The sequence below is a fragment of the Providencia sp. PROV175 genome, from assembly GCF_032707045.1.
Lineage (GTDB): Bacteria > Pseudomonadota > Gammaproteobacteria > Enterobacterales > Enterobacteriaceae > Providencia > Providencia hangzhouensis.
On the sequence record NZ_CP120533.1, the window covers coordinates 1,445,478 to 1,471,718 of the forward strand.

A 26,241-nucleotide genomic window follows, 5' to 3' on the forward strand; every position below is an offset into this window, starting at 1 on the left:
AAATGACAGAGAAAGTTGCGGTTCTATTAGGAGGCTCATCTGCTGAACGTGAAGTTTCACTTCAGTCAGGAAATGCTGTGCTGGCAGGGCTACGCCAAGCAGGTATTGATGCACATCCTATCGACCCTCAAGATTTCCCTGTAGAAACATTGAAAGATGCAGGTTTCAATAAAGTTTTTATTGCGTTACATGGCCGCGGTGGTGAAGACGGTACATTACAGGGGCTGTTAGAAACACTAAATCTGCCTTATACCGGCAGTGGTGTTATGGCTTCAGCGCTGAGTATGGATAAGTTGAGAACAAAACAATTATGGCAAGGTGCAGGGTTAAGTGTATCGCCGTATGTTTACTTAACAAAGCAGCAGTATAAGCAGGCTTCTTATGAGCAAATTGTCGCTAAAGTGCAATTTCTCGGATTACCTCTTATCGTGAAGCCAAGCCTTGAAGGCTCCAGTGTTGGTATGAGTAAAGTTGATAACTTAGAGGCATTGCCTGCTGCACTGGATCTTGCGTTTCAATTTGATGAAACGTTGTTAATTGAAAAATGGCTGAGTGGTCCTGAGTTCACGGTCGCGGTGTTAGGAGGCAACACTCTACCGTCAATTCGTATTCAACCACCAGGTATTTTTTATGACTACGAAGCGAAATATTTATCTGATGAAACTCAATATTTTTGCCCGAGTGGTTTAGATGAACAGCTTGAGTCAGAACTCGCAGACTTAGCGCTGAAAGCTTACCAAGTTGTTGGTTGTGAAGGCTGGGGGCGAGTTGATGTAATGCAAGGCAGCGATGGCCAATTTTATCTGTTGGAAGTTAATACATCGCCAGGTATGACAAGCCATAGCCTAGTACCGATGGCTGCTCGTCAGGCAGGTATGAGTTTTTCACAGTTAGTTGTGCAAATTTTGAGATTGGCTCGTTGATATGTCACAAGCAGCACTAAATGTTAGGCATCATAATCAAAAGAACGATGAGGATCCTCGTTCAGGAGGACCTAGTAATGGTGCATTTTTAGGTGGGTTATTTTTCTTCCTATTTGTGGTTGGCACTATCATCTGGAGTGGTTGGATGGTAATGACTTGGATGAAAGATGCGGATCGGCTGCCGATGTCCAAGTTAGTGTTAACGGGTGAGCGCCATTACACCAAAAATGATGATGTTAGAAAGGCTATTTTAGCGCTAGGGCAGCCGGGGACGTTTATGACCGTCGATGTCAACGCTATCCAGAAGCAAATAAGCATGATGCCATGGGTACGCCAAGTGACTGTGCGTAAACAATGGCCAGATGAATTGAAAATTCATATTGTTGAATACCGCCCATTCGCTAGGTGGAACGACCAAAACATGGTGGATGAACAAGGTCGGGTATTTAACTTACCGGTTAGTGAAAATGGTAAAGGCGATTATGTGTTGCTTTATGGGCCACAAGGTAGCCAAAAAGAGGTTCTTAAAGAGTTCGCAGTCTTTAAGAACACATTAGCTGCACATAATCTAAAGCTAAAATCGCTATCGATGACAGCCAGAAATGCATGGCAAATTATTTTAGACAACGATGTTAGAATCGAATTGGGTAAGAAAGATGTGTCAGAGCGGTTAAATAGGTTCCTTGAACTGTATCCGCTTTTGCAGCAAACAACGGATAAACGCGTTGACTATGTTGACTTACGTTATTCCAGTGGTGCTGCGGTGGGCTGGGCGCCACTGTTGGTTGATGCTCCACCGGAGTTACAATAAAGACGATGACTAATAACAAAAATTAGGCAGAAAAAATGATTAAAGCAACGGACAGAAAATTAGTGGTAGGCCTTGAAATTGGAACTTCCAAGGTATCAGCCCTTGTTGGCGAAATTCTGCCCGATGGTATGGTTAATATTATTGGGGTGGGAAGTTGTCCATCTCGTGGAATGGACAAAGGTGGCGTAAACGATCTTGAATCAGTGGTAAAATGTGTACAAAGAGCCATTGATCAGGCAGAACTCATGGCTGACTGCCAAATTTCATCGGTTTACCTTGCGCTATCGGGTAAGCACGTCAGTTGCCAAAATGAGATTGGTATGGTGCCAGTTTCAGAAGAAGAAGTGACGCAAGAAGATGTTGACAGTGTTGTGCATACAGCAAAATCGGTACGTGTTCGCGATGAGCACAGAATTTTGCACGTGATACCGCAAGAATTTGCAATAGATTACCAAGAAGGGATTAAAAACCCGGTTGGTTTATCCGGTGTACGTATGCAAGCCAAAGTCCATTTGATCACCTGCCATAACGATATGGCAAAAAATATTGTTAAAGCCGTTGAACGTTGTGGGTTAAAAGTTGACCAGCTTATTTTTGCCGGTCTCGCTGCAAGTTATAGCGTTTTAACGGAAGATGAGCGTGAATTAGGTGTATGTGTCGTTGATATCGGTGGCGGCACTATGGATATGGCGGTTTACACTGGCGGGGCTTTGCGCCATACAAAAGTCATCCCGTATGCAGGCAATGTGGTGACAAGCGACATCGCTTATGCGTTTGGAACACCACCCAGTGATGCAGAAGCCATCAAAGTGCGTCATGGGTGTGCAGTCGGTTCTATCGTGAGTAAAGACGAGACCGTGGAAGTACCAAGTGTTGGTGGGCGACCACCAAGAAGCTTACAGCGTCAAACCTTAGCAGAAGTGATAGAGCCAAGGTATACTGAGCTGTTAAACTTAGTAAATGAAGAAATTTTAAATTTACAGGAACAGTTACGCCAACAAGGTGTCAAACACCATTTGGCAGCTGGTATCGTGTTGACTGGTGGGGCCGCACAAATTGATGGTCTAGTCGAATGTGCGCAAAAAGTGTTCCATACGCAAGTGCGAATTGGTACACCGCTCAACATCACAGGGTTAACGGATTATGCGCAGGAGCCATATTATTCAACAGCAGTAGGGCTTCTGCATTACGGTAAAGAAAGCCATTTAGGCGATGATACCGAAGTAGAAAAACGTGCATCAGTTAGTGGATGGTTTAGTAAAATCACCAGTTGGCTGAGAAAAGAATTTTAATTTTGATAAAGAAGCATATTATTAGCTTCAAAAGTAGTAAGCACAAAACGGAGAGACATTATGTTTGAACCAATGGAGCTAACCAACGATGCGGTGATTAAAGTCATCGGCGTTGGCGGCGGCGGCGGTAACGCCGTTGAACACATGGTGCGTGAACGTATTGAAGGCGTTGAATTCTTCGCTGTCAATACAGATGCACAAGCGCTGCGTAAAACCGCAGTTGGACAAACTATCCAGATCGGTACCGGTATTACCAAAGGTCTGGGTGCAGGTGCAAACCCTGAAGTTGGCCGTAATGCCGCTGAAGAAGACCGTGAGGCGCTGCGTAATGCTTTAGATGGCGCGGATATGGTCTTTATCGCAGCAGGTATGGGTGGCGGTACAGGGACTGGTGCAGCTCCGGTCGTTGCCGAGGTTGCCAAAGAATTGGGTATTCTGACAGTTGCTGTCGTGACTAAACCTTTTAATTTCGAAGGTAAAAAGCGCATGGCATTTGCAGAGGCAGGTATCACTGAGTTGTCAAAACATGTTGACTCACTGATCACTATCCCAAATGATAAATTATTGAAAGTACTTGGTCGTGGTATCTCATTACTGGATGCTTTTGGTGCGGCAAATGACGTACTAAAAGGTGCAGTACAAGGTATCGCTGAACTGATTACACGCCCAGGTTTAATGAACGTAGACTTTGCTGACGTACGTACTGTGATGTCAGAAATGGGCTACGCAATGATGGGGTCAGGTGTTGCTCGTGGTGAAGATAGAGCAGAAGAAGCGGCAGAAATGGCTATTTCTAGTCCACTTCTTGAAGATATCGACCTGTCTGGTGCACGTGGTGTGTTGGTTAACATTACAGCTGGTTTCGACCTGCGCTTGGATGAGTTTGAAACGGTGGGTAACACTATCCGTGCCTTCGCATCTGATAATGCAACTGTGGTAATCGGTACATCTCTTGACCCAGAAATGCACGAAGAACTGCGTGTCACTGTTGTTGCTACAGGTATTGGTATGGACAAACGTCCAGAAATTACTCTAGTTAGCAACAAGATGTCTCAGCAGGCGTCAATGGAACAGCGCTATCAGCAAATGCAAAATAGCATGTCTTCATTAACAGAAGAGAAGCCAGCGGCTAAAGCGGTCAATGACCAAAATACGCAAACAAATAAAGAACCAGATTATCTTGATATTCCTGCGTTCTTGCGTAAGCAGGCCGATTAATTTTATTTATATTGGTTTCTCCGCTTTTTGTGCTAAAATTTCCTACTGATTATCTTGTATGATGATCAGTAGGACTTATAACATTGCGAGAAAAATACGATGATCAAACAACGGACACTAAAACGTATTATTACAGCGACTGGTGTTGGTTTACATACCGGCAAGAAAGTTACGCTTACATTACGTCCAGCGCCGGCCAATACCGGGGTCATCTACCGTCGTACTGACCTTAATCCACCGGTTGATTTTCCGGCAGATGCGAAATCAGTTCGTGACACCATGTTATGTACTTGCTTAGTTAACGAAGATAACGTGCGTATTTCGACTGTTGAGCATTTGAATGCTGCCTTAGCAGGGTTAGGTATCGATAACATTGTTATTGAAGTCAATGCGCCTGAAATTCCTATTATGGATGGCAGTGCCGCACCATTTGTATTCTTACTGCTTGATGGCGGTATTGAAGAATTAAATTGTGCTAAGAAATTTTTACGTATAAAAGAAACAGTACGTGTTGAAGATGGTGATAAATGGGCTGAAATGCGACCTTATAATGGGTTTAGCCTTGATTTCACAATTGATTTTCAGCACCCAGCGATTGATAGTAGCACACAACGCTACTCACTTGATTTCTCAGCGGAATCATTTGTAAATCAAATTAGCCGTGCGCGTACTTTTGGCTTTATGCGTGATATTGAATATCTGCAATCAAAAGGCTTGTGCTTAGGCGGTAGTTTTGACTGCGCCATCGTTGTTGATGACTATAAAGTTCTTAACGAAGATGGTTTACGTTTTGAAGATGAATTCGTTCGTCACAAAATGTTGGATGCAATTGGTGATTTATTCATGTGTGGACATAACATTATTGGCGCTTTCACCGCGTTTAAATCAGGCCACGCACTGAATAACAAGCTGTTACAAGCAGTTTTAGCGAAAGAATCAGCTTGGGATCTCGTCACATTTGAAGACGAAGCTCAATTGCCTGTCGCATTCAAAGCACCTTCAGCGGTGTTTGCATAAGACGTGATTATGCAGCTATCTTCGAAAGCTAATCGAAGTTAGCCCTTTCTGTTGGTTGCACTAGTACTCTCTCCGGCTAGTGCAGCCAGCCGCTCAAATCTTTCTTTTAATCCCTTCGGGCTATTCTCTGCTAATTTCAAAAGTGCTTGTGCGGTTTGTGTGCTTATCTGGCGTTCGTTCATTTTTTGACTTATTGAGACTGTTTGCTTAGTTACTGAGCTATTTTGCCTCGATTTTCGCATAAGATCGGGATTGATTCTGATGTCGATAGAAGATAAAGATGGTAGAATGGACGTTCTTAATGCAGAAAGAAGATTGAGTTTTTCGTAATTAAGTCGGGTCATCCAACTGGCGTTTGCCACTTCAATGACCATAACATTATTACGATAGTTTGCAACACGGCACATGGGTTTGATTTCAGCCGGCAGTAACCCTTTTACAGCACGATTCAGTTTGATAATCGCTTTTGCATTACGTTGAATAGTTTGTAAAGTGTTCGATGATGTTGCCAATGATCCTTCAAGAACATCAAAAAGTGCTTGTGGATGACTATCTCTCATTTTTAGCTCCGGCTGAGAATGAAACAACGAATTACAAATAATAATTTTGTCACTTATTCATTATATAAGAGTTTGATGGGCATTTTAAATTTTTGGCGACAACTCGGAAGAAAATACTTTTGGTCCCACCTGCTATTAGGTGTGGTTGCCACGGGTGTCGGCTTGCCTACAATTTTAAATGCGTTATCAGAATCTCAACACACACAGGTTAACTCTTCCCCAGTTAATCGCCAAAGCCAAGCTGTGAATGCTTTTGACAATTTATTTGCTCAACAGAATTCCCAACGCTCTTCGTCATCATCGTCATCTTATTCAGTAAATTACTGGCAGCAACATGCGGTAAGAAACGTTATTCGGCAGCTAACTTTTGCTTTTTCGGCGACAGAAGACGATGATGTAAACACTGCAACAGAAGAGACTGAACAGCTTATTGCCCCACAACTGATGTTAGACACGCTGTATGCCATGTTAGCACAGCGTTCACTTCAGTGGGATGAAAGTGTTATTCAATTTAGTCATTATAACTATCCCCATATTATTGCCTATCAACCTGCAATTTGGATTGCTCAAGTACACGGCATTCGTGCCGGCCCGTTAACAGTTTAATCTTCATTCATGGTAAAACAGCTCATCGCTGTGCTGTTTTACGCCATAAAATTTATAAAAATTTAAAGTAATTAATTGATTATTAGAGATTAAAATATGTTAACAAAGATTTTGACCAAAGTTTTTGGTAGCCGTAATGACCGTACGTTGCGCCGTTTACGTAAAGAAGTTGAAAAAATTAACCGTCTTGAACCCGATTTCGAAAAGTTATCTGATGATGAGTTAAAAGCAAAAACGGTGGAATTTCGTGAGCGTTTAACGAAAGGTGAAAGTTTAGAAAGTATCATTCCTGAGGCATTTGCAACTGTTCGTGAAGCAAGTAAACGTGTATTTGGTATGCGCCACTTTGATGTACAGCTTATCGGTGGAATGGTACTAAACGAACGCTGTATCGCAGAGATGCGTACAGGGGAAGGTAAAACTTTAACAGCAACATTACCTGCTTATATCAACGCATTAAGTGGTAAAGGGGTTCACGTAGTTACGGTGAATGATTACTTAGCCAAACGTGATGCTGAAAATAACCGTCCATTATTTGAATTCTTAGGCTTAACTGTGGGTATCAACCTGCCAGGTATGGCCCCGCCTGCAAAACGTGAAGCATATGCGGCAGATATTACTTACGGTACTAATAATGAATTTGGTTTCGACTACCTACGTGATAACATGGCGTTTAGCCCTGAAGAGCGTGTTCAGCGTAAATTGCATTATGCTTTGGTGGATGAGGTTGACTCCATTCTTATCGATGAAGCGCGTACACCACTGATTATTTCAGGTCCTGCAGAAGACAGTTCTGAACTGTACCAAAAAGTTGATAAACTTATTCCATATCTTCAACGTCAAGAGAAAGAAGATTCAGATACTTTCCAAGGGGAAGGCCATTTTTCTGTCGATGAAAAATCGCGTCAAGTGACTATAACTGAACGTGGACTGGTGTTAATCGAAGAGCTTCTAGCAAAAGAAGGTTTAATGGATGAAGGAGAGTCTTTATATTCACCTTCTAACATCATGTTAATGCACCATGTGATGGCGGGCTTACGTGCTCATGCGCTATTTACCTTAGACGTTGATTATATTGTAAAAGACGGTCAAATTGTTATTGTTGATGAACACACTGGCCGTACAATGGAAGGGCGTCGTTGGTCTGACGGCTTACACCAAGCAGTAGAAGCGAAAGAAGGCGTTGAAATTCAAAACGAAAACCAAACCTTGGCTTCAATTACTTTCCAGAACTATTTCCGTTTATATGAAAAACTTGCAGGTATGACGGGGACTGCGGATACCGAAGCTTTTGAATTTAGCTCAATTTATAAACTCGATACAATTGTTATCCCAACTAACCGCCCAATGGTGCGTAAAGATTTACCTGACCTCGTTTATATGAACGAAGCTGATAAGTTTGCAGCAATTATTGAAGATATTCGTGAAAGAACTGCCAATGGGCAACCCGTTCTTGTTGGTACAATTTCAATCGAAAAATCCGAATTGATTTCGAATGCGTTGAAAAAAGCTAAAATTGCTCATAATGTTTTGAATGCAAAATTCCATGCAATGGAAGCTGACATCATTGCGAATGCGGGTCAAGCTGGAGCTGTAACGATCGCAACTAATATGGCCGGTCGTGGTACTGACATCATGCTAGGTGGTAGCTGGCAAACTGAGGTTGCTGCATTAGAAGAGCCAACTCAAGAGCAAATTGATGAAATCAAAGCAAACTGGAAAGTTCGTCATGACGCTGTTTTAGCAGCAGGTGGTTTACATATTATTGGTACAGAACGTCATGAGTCACGTCGTATCGATAACCAGTTACGTGGTCGTGCCGGTCGTCAAGGGGATGCGGGTTCATCTCGTTTTTACTTATCAATGGAAGATGCGCTGATGCGTATTTTTGCTTCAGACCGCGTTACTGGCATGATGAAAAAGTTAGGTATGAAGCCGGGTGAAGCGATTGAACACCCATGGGTGACCAAGGCTATTGCTAATGCGCAACGTAAAGTTGAAAGCCGTAACTTTGATATCCGTAAACAATTACTTGAGTATGATGATGTTGCTAGTGACCAACGTCGTGCGATTTATACTCAGCGTAATGAACTACTGGATGGCGGTGATATTAAAGAAACGGTTGATAGCATTCGTGAAGATGTATTAACCACAACGATGGATGCCTATATTCCACCTCAATCACTTGAAGAAATGTGGGATATCGAAGGGCTACATCAGCGTTTAGTCAATGATTTTGACCTCGATTTACCAATCAAAGAGTGGTTAGATAAAGAGCCAGAGTTACACGAAGAAACATTACGTGAACGTATTATGGCAAAAGCGATTGAAGTTTATGATCATAAAGAAGAAATTGTTGGCGCGGAAGCGATGCGTAATTTCGAAAAAGGTGTCATGTTGCAAACATTAGACACGTTATGGAAAGAGCACTTAGCGTCAATGGATTACTTACGTCAAGGTATTCATTTGCGTGGTTATGCGCAAAAAGATCCTAAGCAAGAATACAAACGTGAATCTTTCAGTATGTTTGCTAACATGCTTGAAGCATTGAAATATGAAGTGATTAGTACTTTATCTAAGGTACAAGTTCGTTTACCTGAAGAGGTTGAAGCATTAGAACAACAGCGTCGTGAAGAAGCTGAGCGTTTAGCGAAGAGGCAACAATTAAGCCATGAAGCGGGCGCTGAATCTTTAATGACTGAAACCGAAGCTAAAATTGCAACCCAAGGTCACAAAATTGGCCGTAATGACCCTTGTCCTTGTGGTTCGGGTAAAAAATACAAGCAATGCCATGGCCGTTTAAATTAATTTACTATTAACTCATTAATATAAAAAAGGCGGGGTAACCCGCCTTTTTGACGAAAAAATTATGGAAAAAAAACATTTGCATATCGCGGCTGGGATTATTCGTAACCCCGAGCAAAAAATTTTTATTACTAAACGACCAGAAGGCACGCATATGGCTGGTTTTTGGGAATTTCCCGGTGGGAAACTTGAAGTTAATGAATCACCTGAAGCCGCTTTAATTCGCGAACTTGAAGAAGAAGTTGGAATTGTAGTGACTAAGAACGAGTTATTTCATCGGGTTGACCATGAGTTTGATGACCGTTTCATTACACTCTATTTTTTTATGGTATCTTCATGGGAAAATGAACCGTATGGTAGAGAAGGGCAGGATTCGCGTTGGGTTTCTCAGCATGAGCTTAAAGCTGAAGAATTTCCCCCAGCAAACCGTATCATTGTTGATTTATTAACACAGAGAAGTGATCAACATAATAGCTGATAATGATATTAAGTGGAAAATACACAATAATATATTTTCCACTTAATTTACGATGTCACGACTTATACATTATTTATCTGGTTGTTCACTCCAGTCATCGCTGTCAGAAATATCCCCTTGACTCGCAATTCGTTTTTCTTCACTAGCCCATTCACCAAGGTCAATAAGTTGACAACGCTTACTACAAAATGGCCGGAACGGGCTATTTTCATTCCAAACAACTATTTTTTTACATGTAGGGCAATTAACTTCAATGATTTCACTCATAAAAATATTTCTCTAGCTAGCAACAGGATAACTCAAAATTAATAATATCGGGGAGTATACCATTCTCACTGTCGATATGTAGAAAACGTAGTGCGAATCGTGTTTTGTGGCCAGAGATTTGTGGGTATACCAAGTGTTCTGCAGTTAACTTGATGCGTAGCAGTTCTTTACCTTCTACGTTGTCTTGATAAAAACCATTATGAGACTCTTTTTGTTCAAAGATTCCATTTTGCCGAATTAGTGTTAGAACAGTTTGCAATGCATCATTGAGTGGGTCGAGGCTTTGCAACCAGCCACTAATGACCTTGTCTCGTTCATTTTGTGGAATATTTAACCAAAGTTGTAAAGTCGGTAGGTCGAAACTACAACAGCCACCAGGAATACTCAAACGTTGCCGTACCATACTAATAATTTTATCTGTACGTAGATGGTGGCCAAAGCGTGCTGCGGACATTAAATTGGATGTTGTTTCTGATAATTGTTTTAGTAATGTAGATATTAATTGGTTATCAGCGTTAGGAGCTTCTGCCCAATTAGATAGCCGAGTTCGTTGTTTTTCTAGTTCTTTTATAAGCTCAGAACGAACCTCTCCTCTATCTAGGATTTCAATTAATTCTGAAACTGAGCGAAAAAAAGCAATACCAGTAGAGTAGGAGGTAATATTACTTAACTCATAAATTTGAGATAAAAGTGTTTCAAGGCGCAACCACGAACGAATTTTTTCATTCATTGGGTATTCATAAGTAATTAAATTTGTTGTAATTAATTCGCCCATTTTAATTCCTATTTTTTTATTCTTGCTAGTGTTAAGTACTGGTTATGAAGAATTGCTACCTTGTCAGAGAGATCCGTGCCATGAGTATGGTTTGTTATTATATCGTTGGCATGATTAAGTCGTTTTTCACGACTAACTTGTGCATTAAGTATATTAGTTACTTGTTCTAAACTGGTCTTATCTCTTTTTAGGGTTCGTTGAATTTGTTCTTCGACAGTAACATCAACAACTAATACCCTATCAGCCAAATGATGAATATTATTTTCAATTAATAAAGGGACTACCCATAATACATAAGGGTAATCTATTTGTTGAAATTGTTTTTGCGTTTCTTGTTGAATCAATGGATGAAGTAGAGCATTCAGCCACTTTTTTTCATCGGGCTTAGAAAAAATAATGTCTCGTAAGCGTTGCCTATCTAGGCACCCGTTGGGAAGAATAATATCTTCACCGAAGTGATATCTAATGCTTTCAAGGGCTGGGCTGTTAGGCTCAACAACCTGTCGTGCAATCACATCGGCATCAACTAGGGGGACTCCAAGTCTAGCAAACTCGTTTGCAACTGTTGTTTTACCACTTCCAATACCACCTGTTAAAGCAACTATATAAGGCATATGATTATTCATTTACTTGTTGAAAAAAAATAGATTACACTGAAATAAATCATTTGTCTTCATCCAAAGTAATATACTGTGAATAGTTTAAAAAAATATTATATAAAGTTGTTAGGATAAAATGTAATATTCATATCCACATGAAATTATTTATAGTTCAGTTATAACATTACCTAAATTAAATATCGGTAGATACATTGCTAACATGATCATACCTACTAGGATGGCAATTAAAAGGAGTAAAATAGGTTCAATATTTTTTAGATTTTTTTCAGTAATAAAAATATATTGCTCTGAATAATATTTGAATAAATACTTTGAAAAGTAGTGTATTTTTCCAGATTCTTCTGCAATAGACATTAGCTGTACAGATAAATCAGGAAAGAACTTGGTTTTCTTCATAGCATGGGACAGTAACTCTCCTTTATGTACCGATATATGCACGTGTTCACAGTCTTTTTTATATTGATGGTTATTGATAGTTTGAATTGTGCATTTTAAACATTCGGATAATGATAACCCTACGTTAATTGTTGAGTGCATCGTTAAAAAATACAAGCTTAAGTTATGGAGTTGTAATGATTTTTTGAATATCGGTAGGTGAATTATTGTGTTTTTTAATAAAGATAATGTTTTTTCTTTGAATTTAAATACGATAGGGAGAGAAAGTAAAAGAAAAGAAAATAAGTAAACTAAGTACTCTCTTAGAAAGCTTGAAATAAAGGTTATGATTTTTGTAACGAGTGGTAATTCGTGTCTGGTATTTTGATAGATGTTTTCAAATTGAGGAACTACATAGACCATCATAATGATTAATAACATTATTGAAAATGAAGAAAGAATTATTGGGTATCGTATCGATTTACTGATGATTAAAGACACTTTATTATTATGTTCCAATATTGAATTGATTGTACTAAAACTTTGTTCGTATTGCCCTGTTTTTTCGGCAATGGTAACAATGCTTATTATAGTATCATTAAATATTGTTGGGTGCTTCTTCAAATACTGTGAAAACTTCTCTCCTTTTTCTATATGAACTATCGAGTTTTCAATAATATCAATCCAAAAAGGAAGTTGGCAGTTGGTATGTAATATTTTTAAGCATTGTACGAGATTAATACCTGATGATGATAATAAAGATAACTGGTGGAAGAAATGAATTCGATAATTAATATTCTTTTTGTCTAATGAAAATAATGTTTTTAACTTTATTTGTACAGGAATTAAATTTCTTTCAGATATGTTGATGAATGCATGTTTTTTGCTTTTTGCTATTAATGTGCTGCATGTTAATTGATTGTTAAAATCAATGGCGATATATGAATAAATAAACATGTTAATTTACTCCATTTCCGATGATAGAATAGATTTCTTGGAGAGTTGTCTCACTCATTTCAACAAGCTCTATTCCTGCATTAAAAAGGTTAACAAAATTACTTTGATTTTCTAATGTATTTTTTGTCAGTATTTCGCTAATATTGCTTTGATCTATATATTCATAAACAGCGGTTCTTCCCATAAAACCAGAAAAACATAGCTCACACCCCTTTGAGGACCATTCATTAATTACACATTTATTGTGTAATTTAGTTTTCTTAGGTGTTTTTTCTTTGCAGTGAGGGCAAAGTTTTCTTACTAATCTTTGTGCAATAACCATTTTCAAACATGATTTAAGTTGACTATTTTCTACTCCTAATTGGTTCATTCTCTCTATTGCACTGAATGTACAATTGGTATGCAATGTCGACAAAACTAGATGGCCAGTTTGCGCTGCTCGAGTCGCGATCTTAGCTGTTTCTTCATCACGAATCTCACCGATCATAATGACATCAGGGTCTTGTCGCAGTAGCGCCCTTAAAATAGAAGAAAAATTAAGTTTATATTTTTCATTGACTTGAGTTTGGTTGATTCCTTGTAATGGAATTTCAATTGGGTCTTCAATGGTTGTTATATTTCTTGAGGATTGATTTAAATATTCTAAGTAGCTATAAAGAGTTACTGTTTTACCGCTTCCTGTCGGCCCTGTGACTAAAATTAATCCTTGTGGACGATTTAAATACTCTTTTAATAACTCTAGAAGGGAAGAGCACATCCCTATGTGCTCTAAAGAATATTTTAATTGTGTATTTAAAATACGTAAGACCAATTTTTCCCCATGAATTGTCGGAATACTCGAAAGACGGATGCTATAGTTTTGTCCATCAAAGTACCAACTCATTTGGCCATCTTGTGGAAGTCTTTTCTCCGCGATATTCATTTTTGCCAATATTTTTATACGAGCAATAATTTCACTATTAATTTCGTAAGGTGGAGAAGGAATAAAATATAACTTTCCATCGACACGTAATCGAATTTTTAACCCTTGCTTAGTCGGCTCAAGGTGTATATCTGATGAGCGTTTATGAACCGCTGTTTTTAATAGCTCCTCAACAAAACTAATCGCAGGAGATGAAGTGCTTAATAGTTCGGGTTCTGGAGATTGATAACTATTTTCTTCCTCCTTTATTTCATGTATTGTATTATTAAAATAATGGTCTATTTTTTCTTTTGGCCAAATATCATAGCATACAGGGACACTAGCAATAAATTTTAATGTGGCGATCAAGTTGTCATCTGGTTTTTTAACAACAGCTATAGATAACCGTTTTTGATTATAATCGATGATTATAATGTAATTTCTATCACATATACTCTTAAGTTCTTTATAAATAAATTGCTCGTTTTTAGTCATGTTCATATAAATACTTCCAGTTAAAACACAAAGGTTTTATTACATAATGACTTCAATTTGGCATTATCTTTGTTTTCGCAAACAACTGTCCAATTAAAGGGGGTGCCTATGCTAGGAAGGGTTGGTGTTAATGTGACTTTTAAGCCTGATAATGATTTGTCAGTAGAAAATGTAATAACTCCAGATTTAACTTCTATTTTACTAATGTATTTTCCAGTTATATTGGTAGGGATATCATCATTACCTCCATTACATTGTGATAAACTCCCTCGATTAAAGCTACATATTTCAACACTGTTTTTATATGGGATAACAGTCTGGAGTACATCAGTAATTGCTGCTTTTTGCATATAGCTTTGATAGCCAGGGATAGCAATAGCACTTAGAATTGATATAATTGCAATTACTACCATAATTTCAATGAGTGAAAATCCTTGTTGATTCATAAATAAAACCTCCGTTGTTAAGTGAGGTTTCATCATAATTGTATTTTTAAGTTAAAATTAGAGTTTAAAAAAGGTAGTGCGAAACGATTTGTGATTTTTTATTGAAATGTGCGTGGGGTTTCATTTTTCTTCGAGCAGCTTCGCAAAAAAATAATAAAGAAAAAATAGAGGCTGGAGTTCAGTTATAAATTAAGAGAAGATAAGTTTATATATTTTTCATTAGCGGGTAAATTGAATAAAGATATTATCCGCTAATAATTATGAAGTTAATAATTGTTTAATTTATTCTTATAATATCCCCAATCAAAAAATGGGCCAGGATCCGTTTTACGACCAGGAGCTATATTACTATGACCAGTAATATTATTTTTAATTAGTGGGTATTCAAGTATAAGTAAATTAGTTAAATAAGTAAGGGATTGATATTGTTCTTCTGTAAATGGTTCAAAATCAGTGCCTTCTAGCTCAATACCAATAGAAAAGTCGTTACATTTTTCTTGGCCTTGGTAGGAAGACTGCCCTGCGTGCCAAGCCCGTAAATGAAAGGGGACATATTGAATGATTGCACCATCACGGCGTATTAGGCAATGAGCTGAAACTCGAAGATGTCTGATTTCATTAAAAAATGGGTGTTCATCAGGGTTTAAAGTCCCTGTAAATAATTGGTTTATATAAGGGCCACCAAATTGTCCTGGAGGAAGGCTGATATTATGAATAATTAGAAGAGAAGGTATGGTATTAGAGGGGCGCTCATCATGATGTGGAGAAGGGATATGAGTCACATTATTTAGCCAACCATTATGTATTTTCATATCGTTATCCATAGTATTCTCTTTTCTTTTTTGTTAACACTCGTTATCTGCGAACGAAAAGATTAGCATAGATGAAACAAAGCGAGTGCATATTTTGGAGTTAAAATGACTATACGGCGATATGATGAACAACAAAGACGTAAAATGCTTCTTGAGCGGTTGCAGGTTGACATTCCTTTTATGGTCAGTGTTGCTTTGAAAGAAGATTTAGGTCAATCTGTTGATTATAAAAAAGATATTACTGGTCAGCTATTAAATGTAGGCACACAAGCGAGTGCTCGAATTATTACTCGTGAACATGGCGTTTTCTGTGGGAAACAATGGTTAGATGAAGTTTTTCTTCAACTTGGTGGGCAAGTCAACATTGATTGGAAAGTTCAAGATGGTGAAACCGTTACCCCTAACCAAGTTCTCTGTGAGATGCATGGCCCATCACAAATTTTATTAACAGGTGAACGCACCTCTTTGAATTTCATTCAAACGCTTTCTTCTGTTTCAAGTATAACTGCCGAATATGTAAAACAAATCACAGGTACAAGAGCGAAGTTACTTGATACCCGTAAAACTATCCCTGGTTTAAGAACCGCTTTAAAATATGCGGTATTGATGGGGGGAGGGTTTAATCATCGTCTAGGTTTATCTGATGCTTACTTAATAAAAGAAAACCATATTATATCCGCAGGTTCAGTCGAGCGAGCTGTTGAATTAGCGCGTAGCGCCCATCCGGATGTCCCAATTGAAATTGAAGTAGAAAGCTTAGATGAGCTATTACGAGCTTTAAAAGCGAATGCTGATATCATTATGTTGGATAATTTTACTCCAGTTATGATGAAAGAAGCGGTAGTGTTAACGGCAGAAAAAGCGGCACTTGAAGTTTCTGGCGATGTCACATTAGAAACGATAAAAGAGTTCGCAGAAACAGGGGTTGATTTTATTTCTGTTGGGGCGCTAACCAAACATATTAAAGCCATGGATTTGTCTATGCGTTTTATTGATAAGAATAGGTAAGTGATCCGGTTAATACACTCAGGGTGCCTTAACTGGGCTCATTAATCTTAGTGTTATTGATGAGACCTATACATTAGTCACCTATTTACGTTAATGCGTTAAATAGGTGACTAACATCTGACTCACTCGTTACCAAATTGTATTTTGGCATTGATTTAACTATTTAATGGGTTACAACGAAATATTTTGTAGCTCCTAGCTAATCGAATCTCGAAACCTTATCGCATTTTCCGTGCCACCTATAAATTGAAACATTACAGTGCTATTTTATTTTCGACATCAATTTTATTCTAAAATAATAGATAGGCTTGAGTGTAATTTAATCAATAAAATTTGAGTTAAATTTAAAATCACTTGCAATTTTAACATTTCATTAACGTTGTTGTGTTCCAAACGAGTAAAGACTGCAATTAATGAGTTGATTTGATTTTAAATGCACTTATTTTAAATTTAAATTCATTATATTGCTTGCTTTAACGGTTCATTTTTTGCATTTTAGCATAAAAAATCGTTTTTAATGTTAAAACATGTCATATCAAATTGCATATTAAGTTATCAATTCATGCTAAATTTTAAAAAAAATTGTTAAGATTTGCAGGATTTTATGATTTAGCGCAAGGTCTTTATGGACAGATAGTGAATACTTTGTTACTTTATTAACCCATAAATAAATTGGTATTACCAATTAACACTGGGTAATACGTAATCAATAATTACTCACTCATGAATATGGCAGATTATGGCTTACGGTAAAATTCGCCAACCAAAGTTATCAGATGTAATAGAGCAGCGTCTCGAACATCTTATTTTCGAAGGGATATTACGCCCTGGCGAAAAGCTGCCTCCTGAACGCGAACTTGCAAAACAGTTTGACGTATCTCGACCATCAGTGCGTGAAGCAATTCAAACATTAGAGGCGAAAGGCCTTTTATCTCGCCGCCAAGGTGGCGGAACATTCGTGCAAAAGAAAATGTGGCAAAGCTTTAGTGACCCTTTAGCTCAGCTACTTGAAGGCAATCCAGAATCTCAATTCGATCTTCTTGAAACTCGTCATGCCCTTGAAGGTATTGCTGCGTATTACGCGGCACTCCGTGGTACAGATGAAGATCTCGAACGGATTCGCCAAAGCTATGAATTAATTAAGACAGCGCAAGAAAATGGCGGATTAGAAGCAGAGTCAGATGCAGTATTACAATATCAATTAATTGTCACTGAAGCTGCTCATAACGTCGTTTTGCTACATCTATTGCGTTGTATGATCCCGATGTTAGAACAAAATATTCGTCAGAACTTTGAGTTCTTATATACCCGTAAAGAAATGTATAAAGCAGTTAGTGAACATCGAGCACAAATTTTTGCCGCTATAATGGCAAGAGAACCAGAAAAAGCACGTGAAGCTTCTCATCGCCATTTAGCCTTTATCGAAGATTTACTGTTGGATATTAGTCGAGAGCAAACTCGCAGAGAACGTTCTTTACGTCGGTTACAGCAACATCCTGATTTGAATTGATAATATAGATCCTGACTGCTGCGTCTATATTATTGTGAATACTCTAATTGAGAGTTAAAGCGGCAGCTACATCAGGGCCTATCTTCCCGCTGTTTTATAGCGACTGGGAAAATAGCAGGAAGATAGGCTCCACATAAACATATAAAATAGATAACAGATAAGGAATACACCATGTCAGATATGTTAAAAAATGACGTGGATCCGATTGAAACTCGCGACTGGCTACAGGCGATTGAATCGGTCATCCGTGAAGAAGGTGTTGATCGTGCTCAGTTTATTATCGAACAGGTATTAAGCGAAGCGCGTAAAGGCGGTGTTAATATTGCCGCTGGTGCATCTGGTCATTCTGATTACATCAACACAATTGCTGTTGAAGATGAGCCGGCATACCCTGGTAACATGGATTTAGAGCGCCGTATTCGCTCTGCAATTCGTTGGAACGCAGTGATGACTGTTTTACGCGCTTCCAAAAAAGACTTAGAACTGGGTGGCCATATGGCTTCTTTCCAGTCATCAGCAACTTTATATGAAGTGTGCTTTAACCACTTCTTCCGTGCGCACAATAACAATGACGGCGGGGACTTAGTCTTCTTCCAAGGCCACATCTCTCCAGGTATTTACGCACGTGCGTTCTTGGAAGGCCGCTTAACTGAAGAGCAAATGAACAACTTCCGTCAAGAAATTGGTGGAAATGGTCTGTCTTCTTATCCACACCCTAAATTAATGCCTGATTTCTGGCAGTTCCCTACGGTATCAATGGGTCTGGGTCCAATTAATGCTATTTATCAAGCGAAATTCCTGAAATACCTTGATAACCGCGGACTGAAAGATACATCAGCTCAGCGCGTATATGCATTCCTTGGTGATGGTGAGATGGATGAGCCAGAGTCTAAAGGTGCAATTACTATCGCAACTCGCGATAAATTAGATAACTTAGTATTTGTTATCAACTGTAACCTGCAACGTTTAGATGGACCAGTTACAGGTAATGGTAAAATTGTTAATGAACTAGAAGGTATCTTTAATGGTGCTGGCTGGCAAGTTATCAAAGTTATGTGGGGCGACCGTTGGGATGAATTACTGCGTAAAGATACAAGTGGTAAACTTGTTCAACTAATGAACGAAACCTTAGACGGCGACTACCAAACCTTTAAATCACGTGACGGTGCATACGTTCGTGAACACTTCTTTAATCGTTACCCAGAAACTGCAGCATTAGTTAAAGATATGACTGATGATGAAATTTGGGCACTGAACCGTGGTGGTCACGATCCGAAGAAAGTGTATGCTGCATTCAAAAAAGCACAAGAAACTAAAGGCAAACCAACTGTTATTTTAGCGCAAACCATCAAAGGTTATGGTATGGGCGAAACTGCAGAAGGTAAAAACATTGCTCACCAAGTGAAGAAAATGAACATGGATGGCGTTCGTCATTTCCGTGATCAATTCAATGTACCCGTTGCTGATGAGCAAATTGAAAAACTGCCATACATTACGTTTGAAAAAGATTCCGAAGAGTACAAATATCTGCATGAGCGCCGTCAAGCGTTAGGTGGTTATTTGCCAGCTCGTCGTTCAACCTTTGACGAAAAACTGGATATCCCTGCACTGGCAGATTTCAGCCAATTATTGGAAGAGCAATCTAAAGAAATTTCAACAACTATCGCGTTCGTTCGTGCGTTGAACGTTATGTTGAAAAACAAATCGATCAAAGAGCGTTTAGTACCAATCATCGCTGATGAAGCACGTACATTTGGTATGGAAGGTCTATTCCGTCAAATCGGTATCTATAGCCCTAAAGGCCAGCAATATACTCCGCAAGACCGTGAGCAAGTTGCTTACTATAAAGAAGACTCTAAAGGTCAAATTCTGCAAGAAGGTATCAATGAGCTGGGAGCAGGTTCTTCTTGGTTAGCGGCTGCGACATCATACAGCACTAACAACTTGCCGATGATCCCATTCTATATCTACTACTCAATGTTTGGTTTCCAACGTATTGGTGACTTGATGTGGGCAGCGGGTGACCAACAAGCACGCGGTTTCTTAATTGGTGGTACTTCCGGCCGTACAACCCTGAATGGTGAAGGTCTACAGCATGAAGATGGCCATAGCCATATTCAATCACTGACTATCCCTAACTGTATTTCTTATGACCCAGCTTTCGCTTACGAAGTTGCGGTGATCATGCAAGACGGCTTAGAGCGTATGTACGGTGAGAAACAAGAAAACGTTTACTACTACATCACGACGCTGAATGAAAACTACCACATGCCAGCAATGCCAGAAGGCGTAGAAGAAGGTATCCGTAAAGGTATCTATAAACTGGCTTCTGTTGAAGGTAGCAAAGGTAAAGTTCAGCTGTTAGGTTCAGGTTCAATGATGCGTCACGTGCGTGAAGCCGCTGACATCTTGTCTGCTGAGTATGGAATCGGTTCTGATGTCTATAGCGTGACTTCATTCACTGAATTGGCACGTGATGGCCAAGATTGTGAGCGTTGGAACATGCTGCACCCATCTGAAGCACCACGTGTTCCATACATTGCTCAAGTTATGAATGATGCACCAGCAGTTGCATCAACTGACTATATGAAACTGTTTGCAGAACAAGTTCGTACTTATGTTCCTGCAAGTGATTACCGTGTTCTGGGTACAGATGGTTTCGGTCGTTCAGACAGTCGTGAAAACCTGCGTCACCACTTTGAAGTGGATACATCCTATGTGATCGTTGCAGCGTTAGGTGAATTAGCTAAACGTGGTGAGATTGATGTAAAAGTCGTTGAAGAAGCGATTAAAAAATACAACATCAACCCAGATAAAGTTAACCCACGTTTGGCATAAGAGGTAAAAATCAATGTCTATTGAAATCCAAGTGCCTGATATCGGTGCTGATGAAGTTGAAGTCACCGAAGTGATGGTTAAAGTTGGCGACAAAGTAGAAGCTGAGCAATCGCTTATTACCGTTGAAGGTGATAAGGCTTCTATGGAAGTCCCATCTCCACAAGCGGGTGTGGTAAAAGAAATTAAAATTGCTGTTGGCGATAAAGTGACAACAGGCAAATTAATCATGGTATTCGAAGCGGAGGCGGGTGCAGCAGCGCCTGCTCCTGCAGAAGCCCCTACAGCTCCAGCGGCAGCGCCAAGCGCAGCTGCATCTAAAGATGTTGCTGTTCCAGATATCGGTGGCGATGAAGTTGAAGTTACTGAAATTATGGTTAAAGTCGGTGACAAAGTAGAAGCTGAGCAATCTTTAATTACTGTTGAAGGTGACAAAGCTTCAATGGAAGTTCCTGCACCATTTGCTGGAACGGTTAAAGAAATCAAAATTGCAACCGGTGATAAAGTTAAAACCGGCTCATTGATTATGGTCTTTGAAGTTGCAGGCGCAGCACCTGCGGCGGCTCCAGCTGCACAAGCTGCTGCACCAGCGGCTCCAGCAGCATCAGCAATTAAAGATGTTAACGTTCCAGATATCGGTGGTGATGAAGTTGAAGTCACTGAAGTCATGGTAAAAGTGGGTGATACCGTTTCTGCTGAGCAATCAATCATTACCGTTGAAGGTGACAAAGCGTCAATGGAAGTTCCTGCGCCATTTGCTGGAACAGTTAAAGAAATCAAGATTGCGACTGGCGATAAAGTGAAAACTGGCTCGCTGATCATGACTTTTGAAGTGGCAGGTGCAGCGCCTGCAGCGGCTCCAGCAGCTCAACCGTCTGCTCCGGCTCCAGCGGCAGCTCCTGCACAAGCAGCGCCAGCGAAAGCAACTGACAGCAAAACTGAATTTGTTGAAAACGACGCATATATCCATGCAACACCGGTTATTCGCCGCTTAGCGCGTGAATTTGGTGTTAACTTAGCGAAAGTTAAAGGTACAGGTCGTAAGGGCCGTATCCTGCGTGAAGACGTTCAAGCTTACGTGAAAGATGCCGTAAAACGTGCGGAAGCTCCTGCAGCTGCGGGTGGTGGTTTACCAGGTATGCTGCCATGGCCGAAAGTGGATTACAGTAAATTCGGTGAAGTTGAAGAAGTTGAACTGGGTCGTATCCAAAAAATCTCTGGTGCTAACCTGAGCCGTAACTGGGTAATGATCCCGCACGTTACGCTGATGGAAGAAGTGGATACCACTGAAGTTGAAGAATTCCGTAAGCAACAAAACAAAGAAGCTGAGAAGAAAAAACTGGATGTGAAAATCACACCATTAGTTTTTGTCATGAAAGCTGTTGCTCGTGCTCTGGAAGAAATGCCACGCTTTAATAGCTCCATTTCTGAAGATGCACAGCGTCTGTTCCTGAAAAAATATATTAACATCGGTATTGCCGTAGATACTCCAAATGGCTTAGTTGTTCCTGTCTTCAAAGACGTTAACAAAAAAGGCATTTTAGAGCTATCTCGCGAACTGATGGAAGTTTCTAAGAAAGCGCGTGCAGGTAAACTGACTGCGTCTGATATGCAAGGTGGTTGCTTCACGATTTCAAGCCTTGGTGGTATCGGAACTACCGGTTTTGCACCTATCGTGAATGCACCAGAAGTTGCAATTATGGGACTGTCACGTTCTTCAATGAAACCTGTTTGGAATGGTAGCGAATTTGTTCCTCGCCTAATCCTGCCAATGTCACTGTCCTTTGACCATCGTGTAATCGATGGTGCTGATGGAGCTCGCTTCATCACCCTAGTAGGGCAATTAATGAGCGATATTCGCCGTTTAGTGATGTAAATAATAAGACCGGCGAATAGGCCGGTCTGTTTTATTTAGGCTGAGGCAGAATTTTTTGCTGCTGCTACGAAAGGTTGGGAGTTACATCACGAAATGAGCCTTTTCAGGGTGTTAACAATTCTGTAAACTGCTCTCGGTGTGTACTTTTCCAGTGGAAGATCGTTTATTCAGCAGTACCGCTGGACAAAACAAAAAGAGGTCATGATGAGTACTGAAATTAAAGCCCAAGTCGTTGTGCTTGGTGCAGGCCCTGCAGGCTATTCTGCGGCTTTCCGTTGCGCTGACTTAGGTTTAGAAACTGTTTTAGTAGAACGTTATTCAACCCTTGGTGGTGTTTGTTTAAACGTTGGTTGTATTCCTTCTAAAGCTTTACTCCATGTTGCAAAAGTGATCGAAGAAGCAAAAGCTTTAGCAGAACACGGCATCGTTTTTGGTGAGCCAAAAACTGACATTTCCAAAGTTCGCTTATGGAAAGAAAAAGTGATTAATCAGCTGACGGGTGGTCTGGCTGGTATGGCTAAAGGCCGTAAAGTTAACGTAGTTAACGGCTTCGGTAAATTCACAGGTGCCAACACGCTGGTTGTTGAAGGTGAAAACGGTAGCACAACTATCAATTTCGATAACGCAATTATTGCTGCGGGTTCCCGTCCAATTCAATTACCATTCATTCCACATGAAGACCCACGTATTTGGGACTCAACCGATGCATTAGAACTGAAAGAAGTTCCTGAGCGTCTGCTGGTTATGGGTGGGGGTATCATCGGTTTAGAAATGGGAACTGTGTATCATGCACTGGGTTCTCAAATCGATGTGGTTGAAATGTTTGACCAAGTCATCCCAGCGGCTGACAAAGATGTGGTTAAAGTATTCACCAAACAAATCAGTAAAAAATTCAATCTTCTGTTAGAAACTAAAGTAACAGCCGTTGAAGCGAAAGAAGACGGTATCTACGTTTCTATGGAAGGCAAAAAAGCTTCCGCAGAGCCGCAACGTTACGATGCTGTATTAGTGGCAATCGGCCGTGTTCCTAATGGTAAAAACTTGGATGCAGGCAAAGCTGGCGTTGAAGTTGATGACCGTGGCTTTATCCATGTCGATAAGCAAATGCGCACTAACGTTCCTCATATCTTCGCTATCGGTGATATCGTTGGCCAGCCAATGTTGGCTCACAAAGGTGTTCACGAGGGGCACGTTGCCGCAGAAGTTATCTCTGGTCTGAAACATTACTTTGACCCGAAAGTGATCCCATCAATCGCTTATACTGAGCCAGAAGTTGCATGGGTTGGTTTAACTGAGAAAGAAGCGAAAGAACAAAATATCAGCTACGAAGTTGCGACTTTCCCATGGGCAGCATCAGGCCGTGCAATTGCATCTGATTGCGCCGAAGGTATGACTAAGCTGATTTTCGACAAACAATCTAACCGTGTTATCGGTGGGGCTGTTGTCGGTGTGAACGGTGGTGAATTACTGGGCGAAATCGGCCTAGCAATTGAAATGGGTTGTGATGCTGAAGATTTAGCATTAACTATCCATGCTCACCCAACACTGTATGAATCAATCGGTATGGCTGCTGAAATTTACGAAGGTAGCATTACTGATTTACCAAACGCAAAAGCGAAAAAGAAAAAATAATTTTCTTTAATCGCACAGATAAACAGTATCTCTAGTATGCTGTTTATCACCAAAGCGAATTGAAGCCAATGTGGAAACACGTTGGCTTTTTTATATTTATTTAAAAATAAAGGGAGAACTTTATTTAATCTACTAATTCTTATTTTTAGTCATTAACTAAGTAATTAAATACTTTTTAATATTATTATTTAATTCTGAGTTTTTGTATTATTTGAATGATACCACTTAGTTGACTATAAAAAAATTAAATTTTATTTTCCTTATTGCAATATTTTAATGCTAATAAGGAAATTAGATTATGACAAATATGAGTCATGTGGATTCAATGACTGTAATAGGAACTCGATTACCTGTTGAGGATAATACCGCTTTATATTTTGGTGATGGATATTATGAAGGATATAATAGTTGTCTTGAAAGTTATAGACATGACGTTTCACCTGAATGGTATCACGCTCTAAATGATTTTATGGATTACATGTCATATTGTGAATACATGGCTACTCCTATAGATATTGAGTCTTTATTAGATAAAAATGGAAAGGTTGATTTATCATCAAAAGAAAATATTGAGACTAAAAAGGAAATAATTAAAGAGCATATCGAGAAACAAAAATTATTTTTGGAAAAAGTTGAAGGATTTAATGAATGAAAGTTTTTAAATAATCCAGAGAAATACCCTTTTGTACAAGAGATAATGATATCTGGCAGATTAATCAGCAAAGAGTATAAAACCTCAGCTGAGCTAGATAGCTTTTTAATTGGGTATAATGAGAATACCTATCTAGACAGTTTGAATGACAATTATAAATATGGAGATGGAGATGAAGAGATACTTGATAAGTCGGCAAGAGAAAGTATTACTTCTGTTAAATATTTACATAGCAGATTAATTAATGCCATTGATGTTAATACAGAGAATTTGAATAAACTCAACTTTACTCAAAGTAGTATATTTGCTATTCCGTCTCCGAATGTTCCTACATTACCTCATGGTGTTGGTTCAAACTCACAAGTAACACAAACAGCAGATAGCAGTATTGCAAAAGGTATCGAAAAGGCATTAGGTAATATTCGTGATGGCCTAGCGGAAACGTTTGATTGCTCTTTTGGCATGAGTTGCTCAAATGATATAGATAAAGCAGCAAATAATTCAAATGTTGAGAAATTTCATACTGGTGGCGACCAAATACCTGAGCAAGGCCGGACGGATACAAGCGGAAACCAAATACCCGAACAAGGAAAAATTGATACGGGTGGAAACCAGCTTCCAGAACCGATCGAAAAACTGCCTGGAACATCTATTCCTGATACTCTATCTTTAGATAACCTCACCTATTTAAACAAGATTACACAAGGTGAACATGCGGGAATCAGAAATAAAGAGGGGCGTCCAGTCAGTTCAGTCATTAATGATGTTCAAAAATCGAGGCCTTCAGATATCTTAATACAAGATGATGGTCGTTGGGTTGTAAAAGGTAATGACGGAAGAATACATCTAATTGAGCCTGATGGAGAAGTGGTCTCGTCATTTAAAAATAGTGATAGAAATACGGCTCAACGTACTAGAGATGGGCGATGGAATAGACCTAGTAATGAAAAACTAGATGAATTTAAAGAAAAATTTTCTGATTATGTGAGGTGGTAGGATGGATATACTAAAAATTAATTACATACCAGAAGCGGATGTAACTTTATTTGATATTCGTTTATCTGAATCGGAAGTTGTAATTTATACAGATTGCTTAAATTACGTTTTAACTCATTTATCTGATGAGCAAATATATGAAAAAACGGAATGTTCAAATAAACAAGAGTTATCACATTACTTGACAGATCTAAAAAATTTAATGAAATCAATGGAACATAGAAAATACCTTCCTGATAGGTACAAAGATCTATAAAAAATAATGGCATAGTGGCTATTTAAAGAGCCACTATGCCAACAAATTTTAGTCTCTTACCTCAATCATTTTACTCGCTCTCAGCCAACCGGATGATCAACTGTCCGGCTTGGTGAGT

The 26,241-nt window shown here is 39.3% G+C and carries 24 protein-coding genes; 16 read left to right on the forward strand and 8 right to left on the reverse strand.

Translation table 11 applies throughout. The features are described from left to right. Positions 1-2 precede the first annotated feature (2 nt). From P3L44_RS06195 to lpxC, 5 genes are all read left to right on the forward strand, one after another. Entirely contained in the window at positions 3-923 is a 921-nt protein-coding gene (locus P3L44_RS06195; protein ID WP_096863184.1) for a D-alanine--D-alanine ligase, read from the forward strand. A gap of 1 nt (position 924) precedes the next feature. Continuing rightward, positions 925-1,734 (forward strand): cell division protein FtsQ, encoded by an 810-nt coding sequence (ftsQ, locus tag P3L44_RS06200; RefSeq protein ID WP_094961367.1) that lies wholly within the window; start codon positions 925-927, stop codon positions 1,732-1,734. A gap of 35 nt (positions 1,735-1,769) precedes the next feature. Beyond that, positions 1,770-3,026, forward strand: a complete 1,257-nt coding sequence (ftsA, locus tag P3L44_RS06205) for a cell division protein FtsA (protein WP_004262024.1) — start codon at positions 1,770-1,772, stop codon at positions 3,024-3,026. Positions 3,027-3,086: 60 nt separating this feature from the next. Then, the gene (ftsZ, locus tag P3L44_RS06210) at positions 3,087-4,244 is read left to right on the forward strand and encodes a cell division protein FtsZ (protein ID WP_004262022.1); all 1,158 of its coding nucleotides are present in this window, start codon (positions 3,087-3,089) and stop codon (positions 4,242-4,244) included. Positions 4,245-4,343: 99 nt separating this feature from the next. Beyond that, the gene (gene lpxC / locus P3L44_RS06215; protein ID WP_004913165.1) at positions 4,344-5,261 is read left to right on the forward strand and encodes a UDP-3-O-acyl-N-acetylglucosamine deacetylase; all 918 of its coding nucleotides are present in this window, start codon (positions 4,344-4,346) and stop codon (positions 5,259-5,261) included. Positions 5,262-5,299: 38 nt separating this feature from the next. Here lpxC and P3L44_RS06220 read toward each other — a convergent pair whose 3' ends face one another. Further along, positions 5,300-5,821 (reverse strand): DUF721 domain-containing protein, encoded by a 522-nt coding sequence (locus P3L44_RS06220; protein WP_272662103.1) that lies wholly within the window; start codon positions 5,819-5,821, stop codon positions 5,300-5,302. Between the two features lie 75 nt (positions 5,822-5,896). Between P3L44_RS06220 and secM the strand changes: the two genes are divergently transcribed. The 3 genes from secM to mutT all read left to right on the forward strand — a co-directional run bounded on the left by secM (position 5,897) and on the right by mutT (position 9,710). Continuing rightward, entirely contained in the window at positions 5,897-6,427 is a 531-nt protein-coding gene (gene secM, locus P3L44_RS06225) for a secA translation cis-regulator SecM (RefSeq protein ID WP_272662104.1), read from the forward strand. 96 nt (positions 6,428-6,523) lie between these two features. After that, complete coding sequence (secA, locus tag P3L44_RS06230; protein ID WP_272662105.1) at positions 6,524-9,235, forward strand: preprotein translocase subunit SecA; 2,712 nt, start codon at positions 6,524-6,526, stop codon at positions 9,233-9,235. Between the two features lie 61 nt (positions 9,236-9,296). After that, complete coding sequence (gene mutT, locus P3L44_RS06235) at positions 9,297-9,710, forward strand: 8-oxo-dGTP diphosphatase MutT (protein ID WP_004262011.1); 414 nt, start codon at positions 9,297-9,299, stop codon at positions 9,708-9,710. Positions 9,711-9,779: 69 nt separating this feature from the next. Here mutT and yacG read toward each other — a convergent pair whose 3' ends face one another. The 7 genes from yacG to ampD all read right to left on the reverse strand — a co-directional run bounded on the left by yacG (position 9,780) and on the right by ampD (position 15,358). Then, the gene (yacG, locus tag P3L44_RS06240; RefSeq protein ID WP_004262008.1) at positions 9,780-9,977 is read right to left on the reverse strand and encodes a DNA gyrase inhibitor YacG; all 198 of its coding nucleotides are present in this window, start codon (positions 9,975-9,977) and stop codon (positions 9,780-9,782) included. A gap of 16 nt (positions 9,978-9,993) precedes the next feature. Beyond that, positions 9,994-10,752, reverse strand: coding sequence for a cell division protein ZapD (gene zapD, locus P3L44_RS06245; protein WP_140171022.1), 759 nt, complete (start codon positions 10,750-10,752; stop codon positions 9,994-9,996). 8 nt (positions 10,753-10,760) lie between these two features. Then, positions 10,761-11,366 (reverse strand): dephospho-CoA kinase, encoded by a 606-nt coding sequence (gene coaE, locus P3L44_RS06250; RefSeq protein WP_112307199.1) that lies wholly within the window; start codon positions 11,364-11,366, stop codon positions 10,761-10,763. Positions 11,367-11,516: 150 nt separating this feature from the next. Further along, a complete protein-coding gene (locus P3L44_RS06255) occupies positions 11,517-12,704 on the reverse strand; it encodes a type II secretion system F family protein (protein ID WP_272662106.1) in 1,188 nt (395 codons plus the stop codon). Position 12,705: 1 nt separating this feature from the next. Beyond that, positions 12,706-14,106, reverse strand: coding sequence for an ATPase, T2SS/T4P/T4SS family (locus tag P3L44_RS06260; RefSeq protein WP_272662107.1), 1,401 nt, complete (start codon positions 14,104-14,106; stop codon positions 12,706-12,708). A gap of 14 nt (positions 14,107-14,120) precedes the next feature. Continuing rightward, positions 14,121-14,546 carry a prepilin peptidase-dependent pilin gene (gene ppdD, locus P3L44_RS06265; protein ID WP_112307201.1) on the reverse strand — a complete coding sequence of 142 codons (426 nt, stop codon included), beginning with the start codon at positions 14,544-14,546 and terminating at the stop codon, positions 14,121-14,123. 266 nt (positions 14,547-14,812) lie between these two features. Beyond that, positions 14,813-15,358: a 1,6-anhydro-N-acetylmuramyl-L-alanine amidase AmpD gene (ampD, locus tag P3L44_RS06270; RefSeq protein ID WP_140171349.1), complete on the reverse strand. Its 546-nt coding sequence runs from the start codon at positions 15,356-15,358 to the stop codon at positions 14,813-14,815. A gap of 105 nt (positions 15,359-15,463) precedes the next feature. On the opposite strand from ampD, the gene nadC reads away from it, so the two are divergent. The 8 genes from nadC (at position 15,464) to P3L44_RS06310 (ending at position 26,123) form a co-directional block, all read left to right on the forward strand. Continuing rightward, complete coding sequence (nadC, locus tag P3L44_RS06275; RefSeq protein ID WP_140171017.1) at positions 15,464-16,366, forward strand: carboxylating nicotinate-nucleotide diphosphorylase; 903 nt, start codon at positions 15,464-15,466, stop codon at positions 16,364-16,366. 739 nt (positions 16,367-17,105) lie between these two features. Continuing rightward, entirely contained in the window at positions 17,106-17,876 is a 771-nt protein-coding gene (pdhR, locus tag P3L44_RS06280; protein WP_272662108.1) for a pyruvate dehydrogenase complex transcriptional repressor PdhR, read from the forward strand. A 171-nt stretch (positions 17,877-18,047) separates the two neighbouring features. Further along, positions 18,048-20,714: a pyruvate dehydrogenase (acetyl-transferring), homodimeric type gene (aceE, locus tag P3L44_RS06285; protein ID WP_004261984.1), complete on the forward strand. Its 2,667-nt coding sequence runs from the start codon at positions 18,048-18,050 to the stop codon at positions 20,712-20,714. Between the two features lie 13 nt (positions 20,715-20,727). After that, a complete protein-coding gene (gene aceF / locus P3L44_RS06290) occupies positions 20,728-22,587 on the forward strand; it encodes a pyruvate dehydrogenase complex dihydrolipoyllysine-residue acetyltransferase (RefSeq protein ID WP_004261981.1) in 1,860 nt (619 codons plus the stop codon). Between the two features lie 204 nt (positions 22,588-22,791). Next, the gene (lpdA, locus tag P3L44_RS06295) at positions 22,792-24,219 is read left to right on the forward strand and encodes a dihydrolipoyl dehydrogenase (protein ID WP_094961375.1); all 1,428 of its coding nucleotides are present in this window, start codon (positions 22,792-22,794) and stop codon (positions 24,217-24,219) included. A gap of 298 nt (positions 24,220-24,517) precedes the next feature. Continuing rightward, positions 24,518-24,871, forward strand: a complete 354-nt coding sequence (locus P3L44_RS06300) for a hypothetical protein (RefSeq protein ID WP_140171013.1) — start codon at positions 24,518-24,520, stop codon at positions 24,869-24,871. 45 nt (positions 24,872-24,916) lie between these two features. Further along, on the forward strand, positions 24,917-25,867 hold the full coding sequence (locus P3L44_RS06305; protein WP_272662109.1) for a hypothetical protein: 951 nt from the start codon (positions 24,917-24,919) through the stop codon (positions 25,865-25,867). A 1-nt stretch (position 25,868) separates the two neighbouring features. After that, positions 25,869-26,123: a hypothetical protein gene (locus P3L44_RS06310; protein ID WP_004265621.1), complete on the forward strand. Its 255-nt coding sequence runs from the start codon at positions 25,869-25,871 to the stop codon at positions 26,121-26,123. Positions 26,124-26,241 lie beyond the last annotated feature (118 nt).

What these genes read in the sequence shown, in the direction of transcription:
- P3L44_RS06195 (WP_096863184.1), top strand. Translation starts at nt 3, where the DNA reads ATGACAGAGAAAGTTGCGGTTCTATTAGGAGGCTCATCTGCTGAACGT.
- ftsQ (WP_094961367.1), top strand. Translation starts at nt 925, where the DNA reads ATGTCACAAGCAGCACTAAATGTTAGGCATCATAATCAAAAGAACGAT.
- ftsA (WP_004262024.1), top strand. Translation starts at nt 1,770, where the DNA reads ATGATTAAAGCAACGGACAGAAAATTAGTGGTAGGCCTTGAAATTGGA.
- ftsZ (WP_004262022.1), top strand. Translation starts at nt 3,087, where the DNA reads ATGTTTGAACCAATGGAGCTAACCAACGATGCGGTGATTAAAGTCATC.
- lpxC (WP_004913165.1), top strand. Translation starts at nt 4,344, where the DNA reads ATGATCAAACAACGGACACTAAAACGTATTATTACAGCGACTGGTGTT.
- P3L44_RS06220 (WP_272662103.1), bottom strand. Translation starts at nt 5,821, where the DNA reads ATGAGAGATAGTCATCCACAAGCACTTTTTGATGTTCTTGAAGGATCA.
- secM (WP_272662104.1), top strand. Translation starts at nt 5,897, where the DNA reads ATGGGCATTTTAAATTTTTGGCGACAACTCGGAAGAAAATACTTTTGG.
- secA (WP_272662105.1), top strand. Translation starts at nt 6,524, where the DNA reads ATGTTAACAAAGATTTTGACCAAAGTTTTTGGTAGCCGTAATGACCGT.
- mutT (WP_004262011.1), top strand. Translation starts at nt 9,297, where the DNA reads ATGGAAAAAAAACATTTGCATATCGCGGCTGGGATTATTCGTAACCCC.
- yacG (WP_004262008.1), bottom strand. Translation starts at nt 9,977, where the DNA reads ATGAGTGAAATCATTGAAGTTAATTGCCCTACATGTAAAAAAATAGTT.
- zapD (WP_140171022.1), bottom strand. Translation starts at nt 10,752, where the DNA reads ATGGGCGAATTAATTACAACAAATTTAATTACTTATGAATACCCAATG.
- coaE (WP_112307199.1), bottom strand. Translation starts at nt 11,366, where the DNA reads ATGCCTTATATAGTTGCTTTAACAGGTGGTATTGGAAGTGGTAAAACA.
- P3L44_RS06255 (WP_272662106.1), bottom strand. Translation starts at nt 12,704, where the DNA reads ATGTTTATTTATTCATATATCGCCATTGATTTTAACAATCAATTAACA.
- P3L44_RS06260 (WP_272662107.1), bottom strand. Translation starts at nt 14,106, where the DNA reads ATGAACATGACTAAAAACGAGCAATTTATTTATAAAGAACTTAAGAGT.
- ppdD (WP_112307201.1), bottom strand. Translation starts at nt 14,546, where the DNA reads ATGAATCAACAAGGATTTTCACTCATTGAAATTATGGTAGTAATTGCA.
- ampD (WP_140171349.1), bottom strand. Translation starts at nt 15,358, where the DNA reads ATGAAAATACATAATGGTTGGCTAAATAATGTGACTCATATCCCTTCT.
- nadC (WP_140171017.1), top strand. Translation starts at nt 15,464, where the DNA reads ATGACTATACGGCGATATGATGAACAACAAAGACGTAAAATGCTTCTT.
- pdhR (WP_272662108.1), top strand. Translation starts at nt 17,106, where the DNA reads ATGGCTTACGGTAAAATTCGCCAACCAAAGTTATCAGATGTAATAGAG.
- aceE (WP_004261984.1), top strand. Translation starts at nt 18,048, where the DNA reads ATGTCAGATATGTTAAAAAATGACGTGGATCCGATTGAAACTCGCGAC.
- aceF (WP_004261981.1), top strand. Translation starts at nt 20,728, where the DNA reads ATGTCTATTGAAATCCAAGTGCCTGATATCGGTGCTGATGAAGTTGAA.
- lpdA (WP_094961375.1), top strand. Translation starts at nt 22,792, where the DNA reads ATGAGTACTGAAATTAAAGCCCAAGTCGTTGTGCTTGGTGCAGGCCCT.
- P3L44_RS06300 (WP_140171013.1), top strand. Translation starts at nt 24,518, where the DNA reads ATGACAAATATGAGTCATGTGGATTCAATGACTGTAATAGGAACTCGA.
- P3L44_RS06305 (WP_272662109.1), top strand. Translation starts at nt 24,917, where the DNA reads ATGATATCTGGCAGATTAATCAGCAAAGAGTATAAAACCTCAGCTGAG.
- P3L44_RS06310 (WP_004265621.1), top strand. Translation starts at nt 25,869, where the DNA reads ATGGATATACTAAAAATTAATTACATACCAGAAGCGGATGTAACTTTA.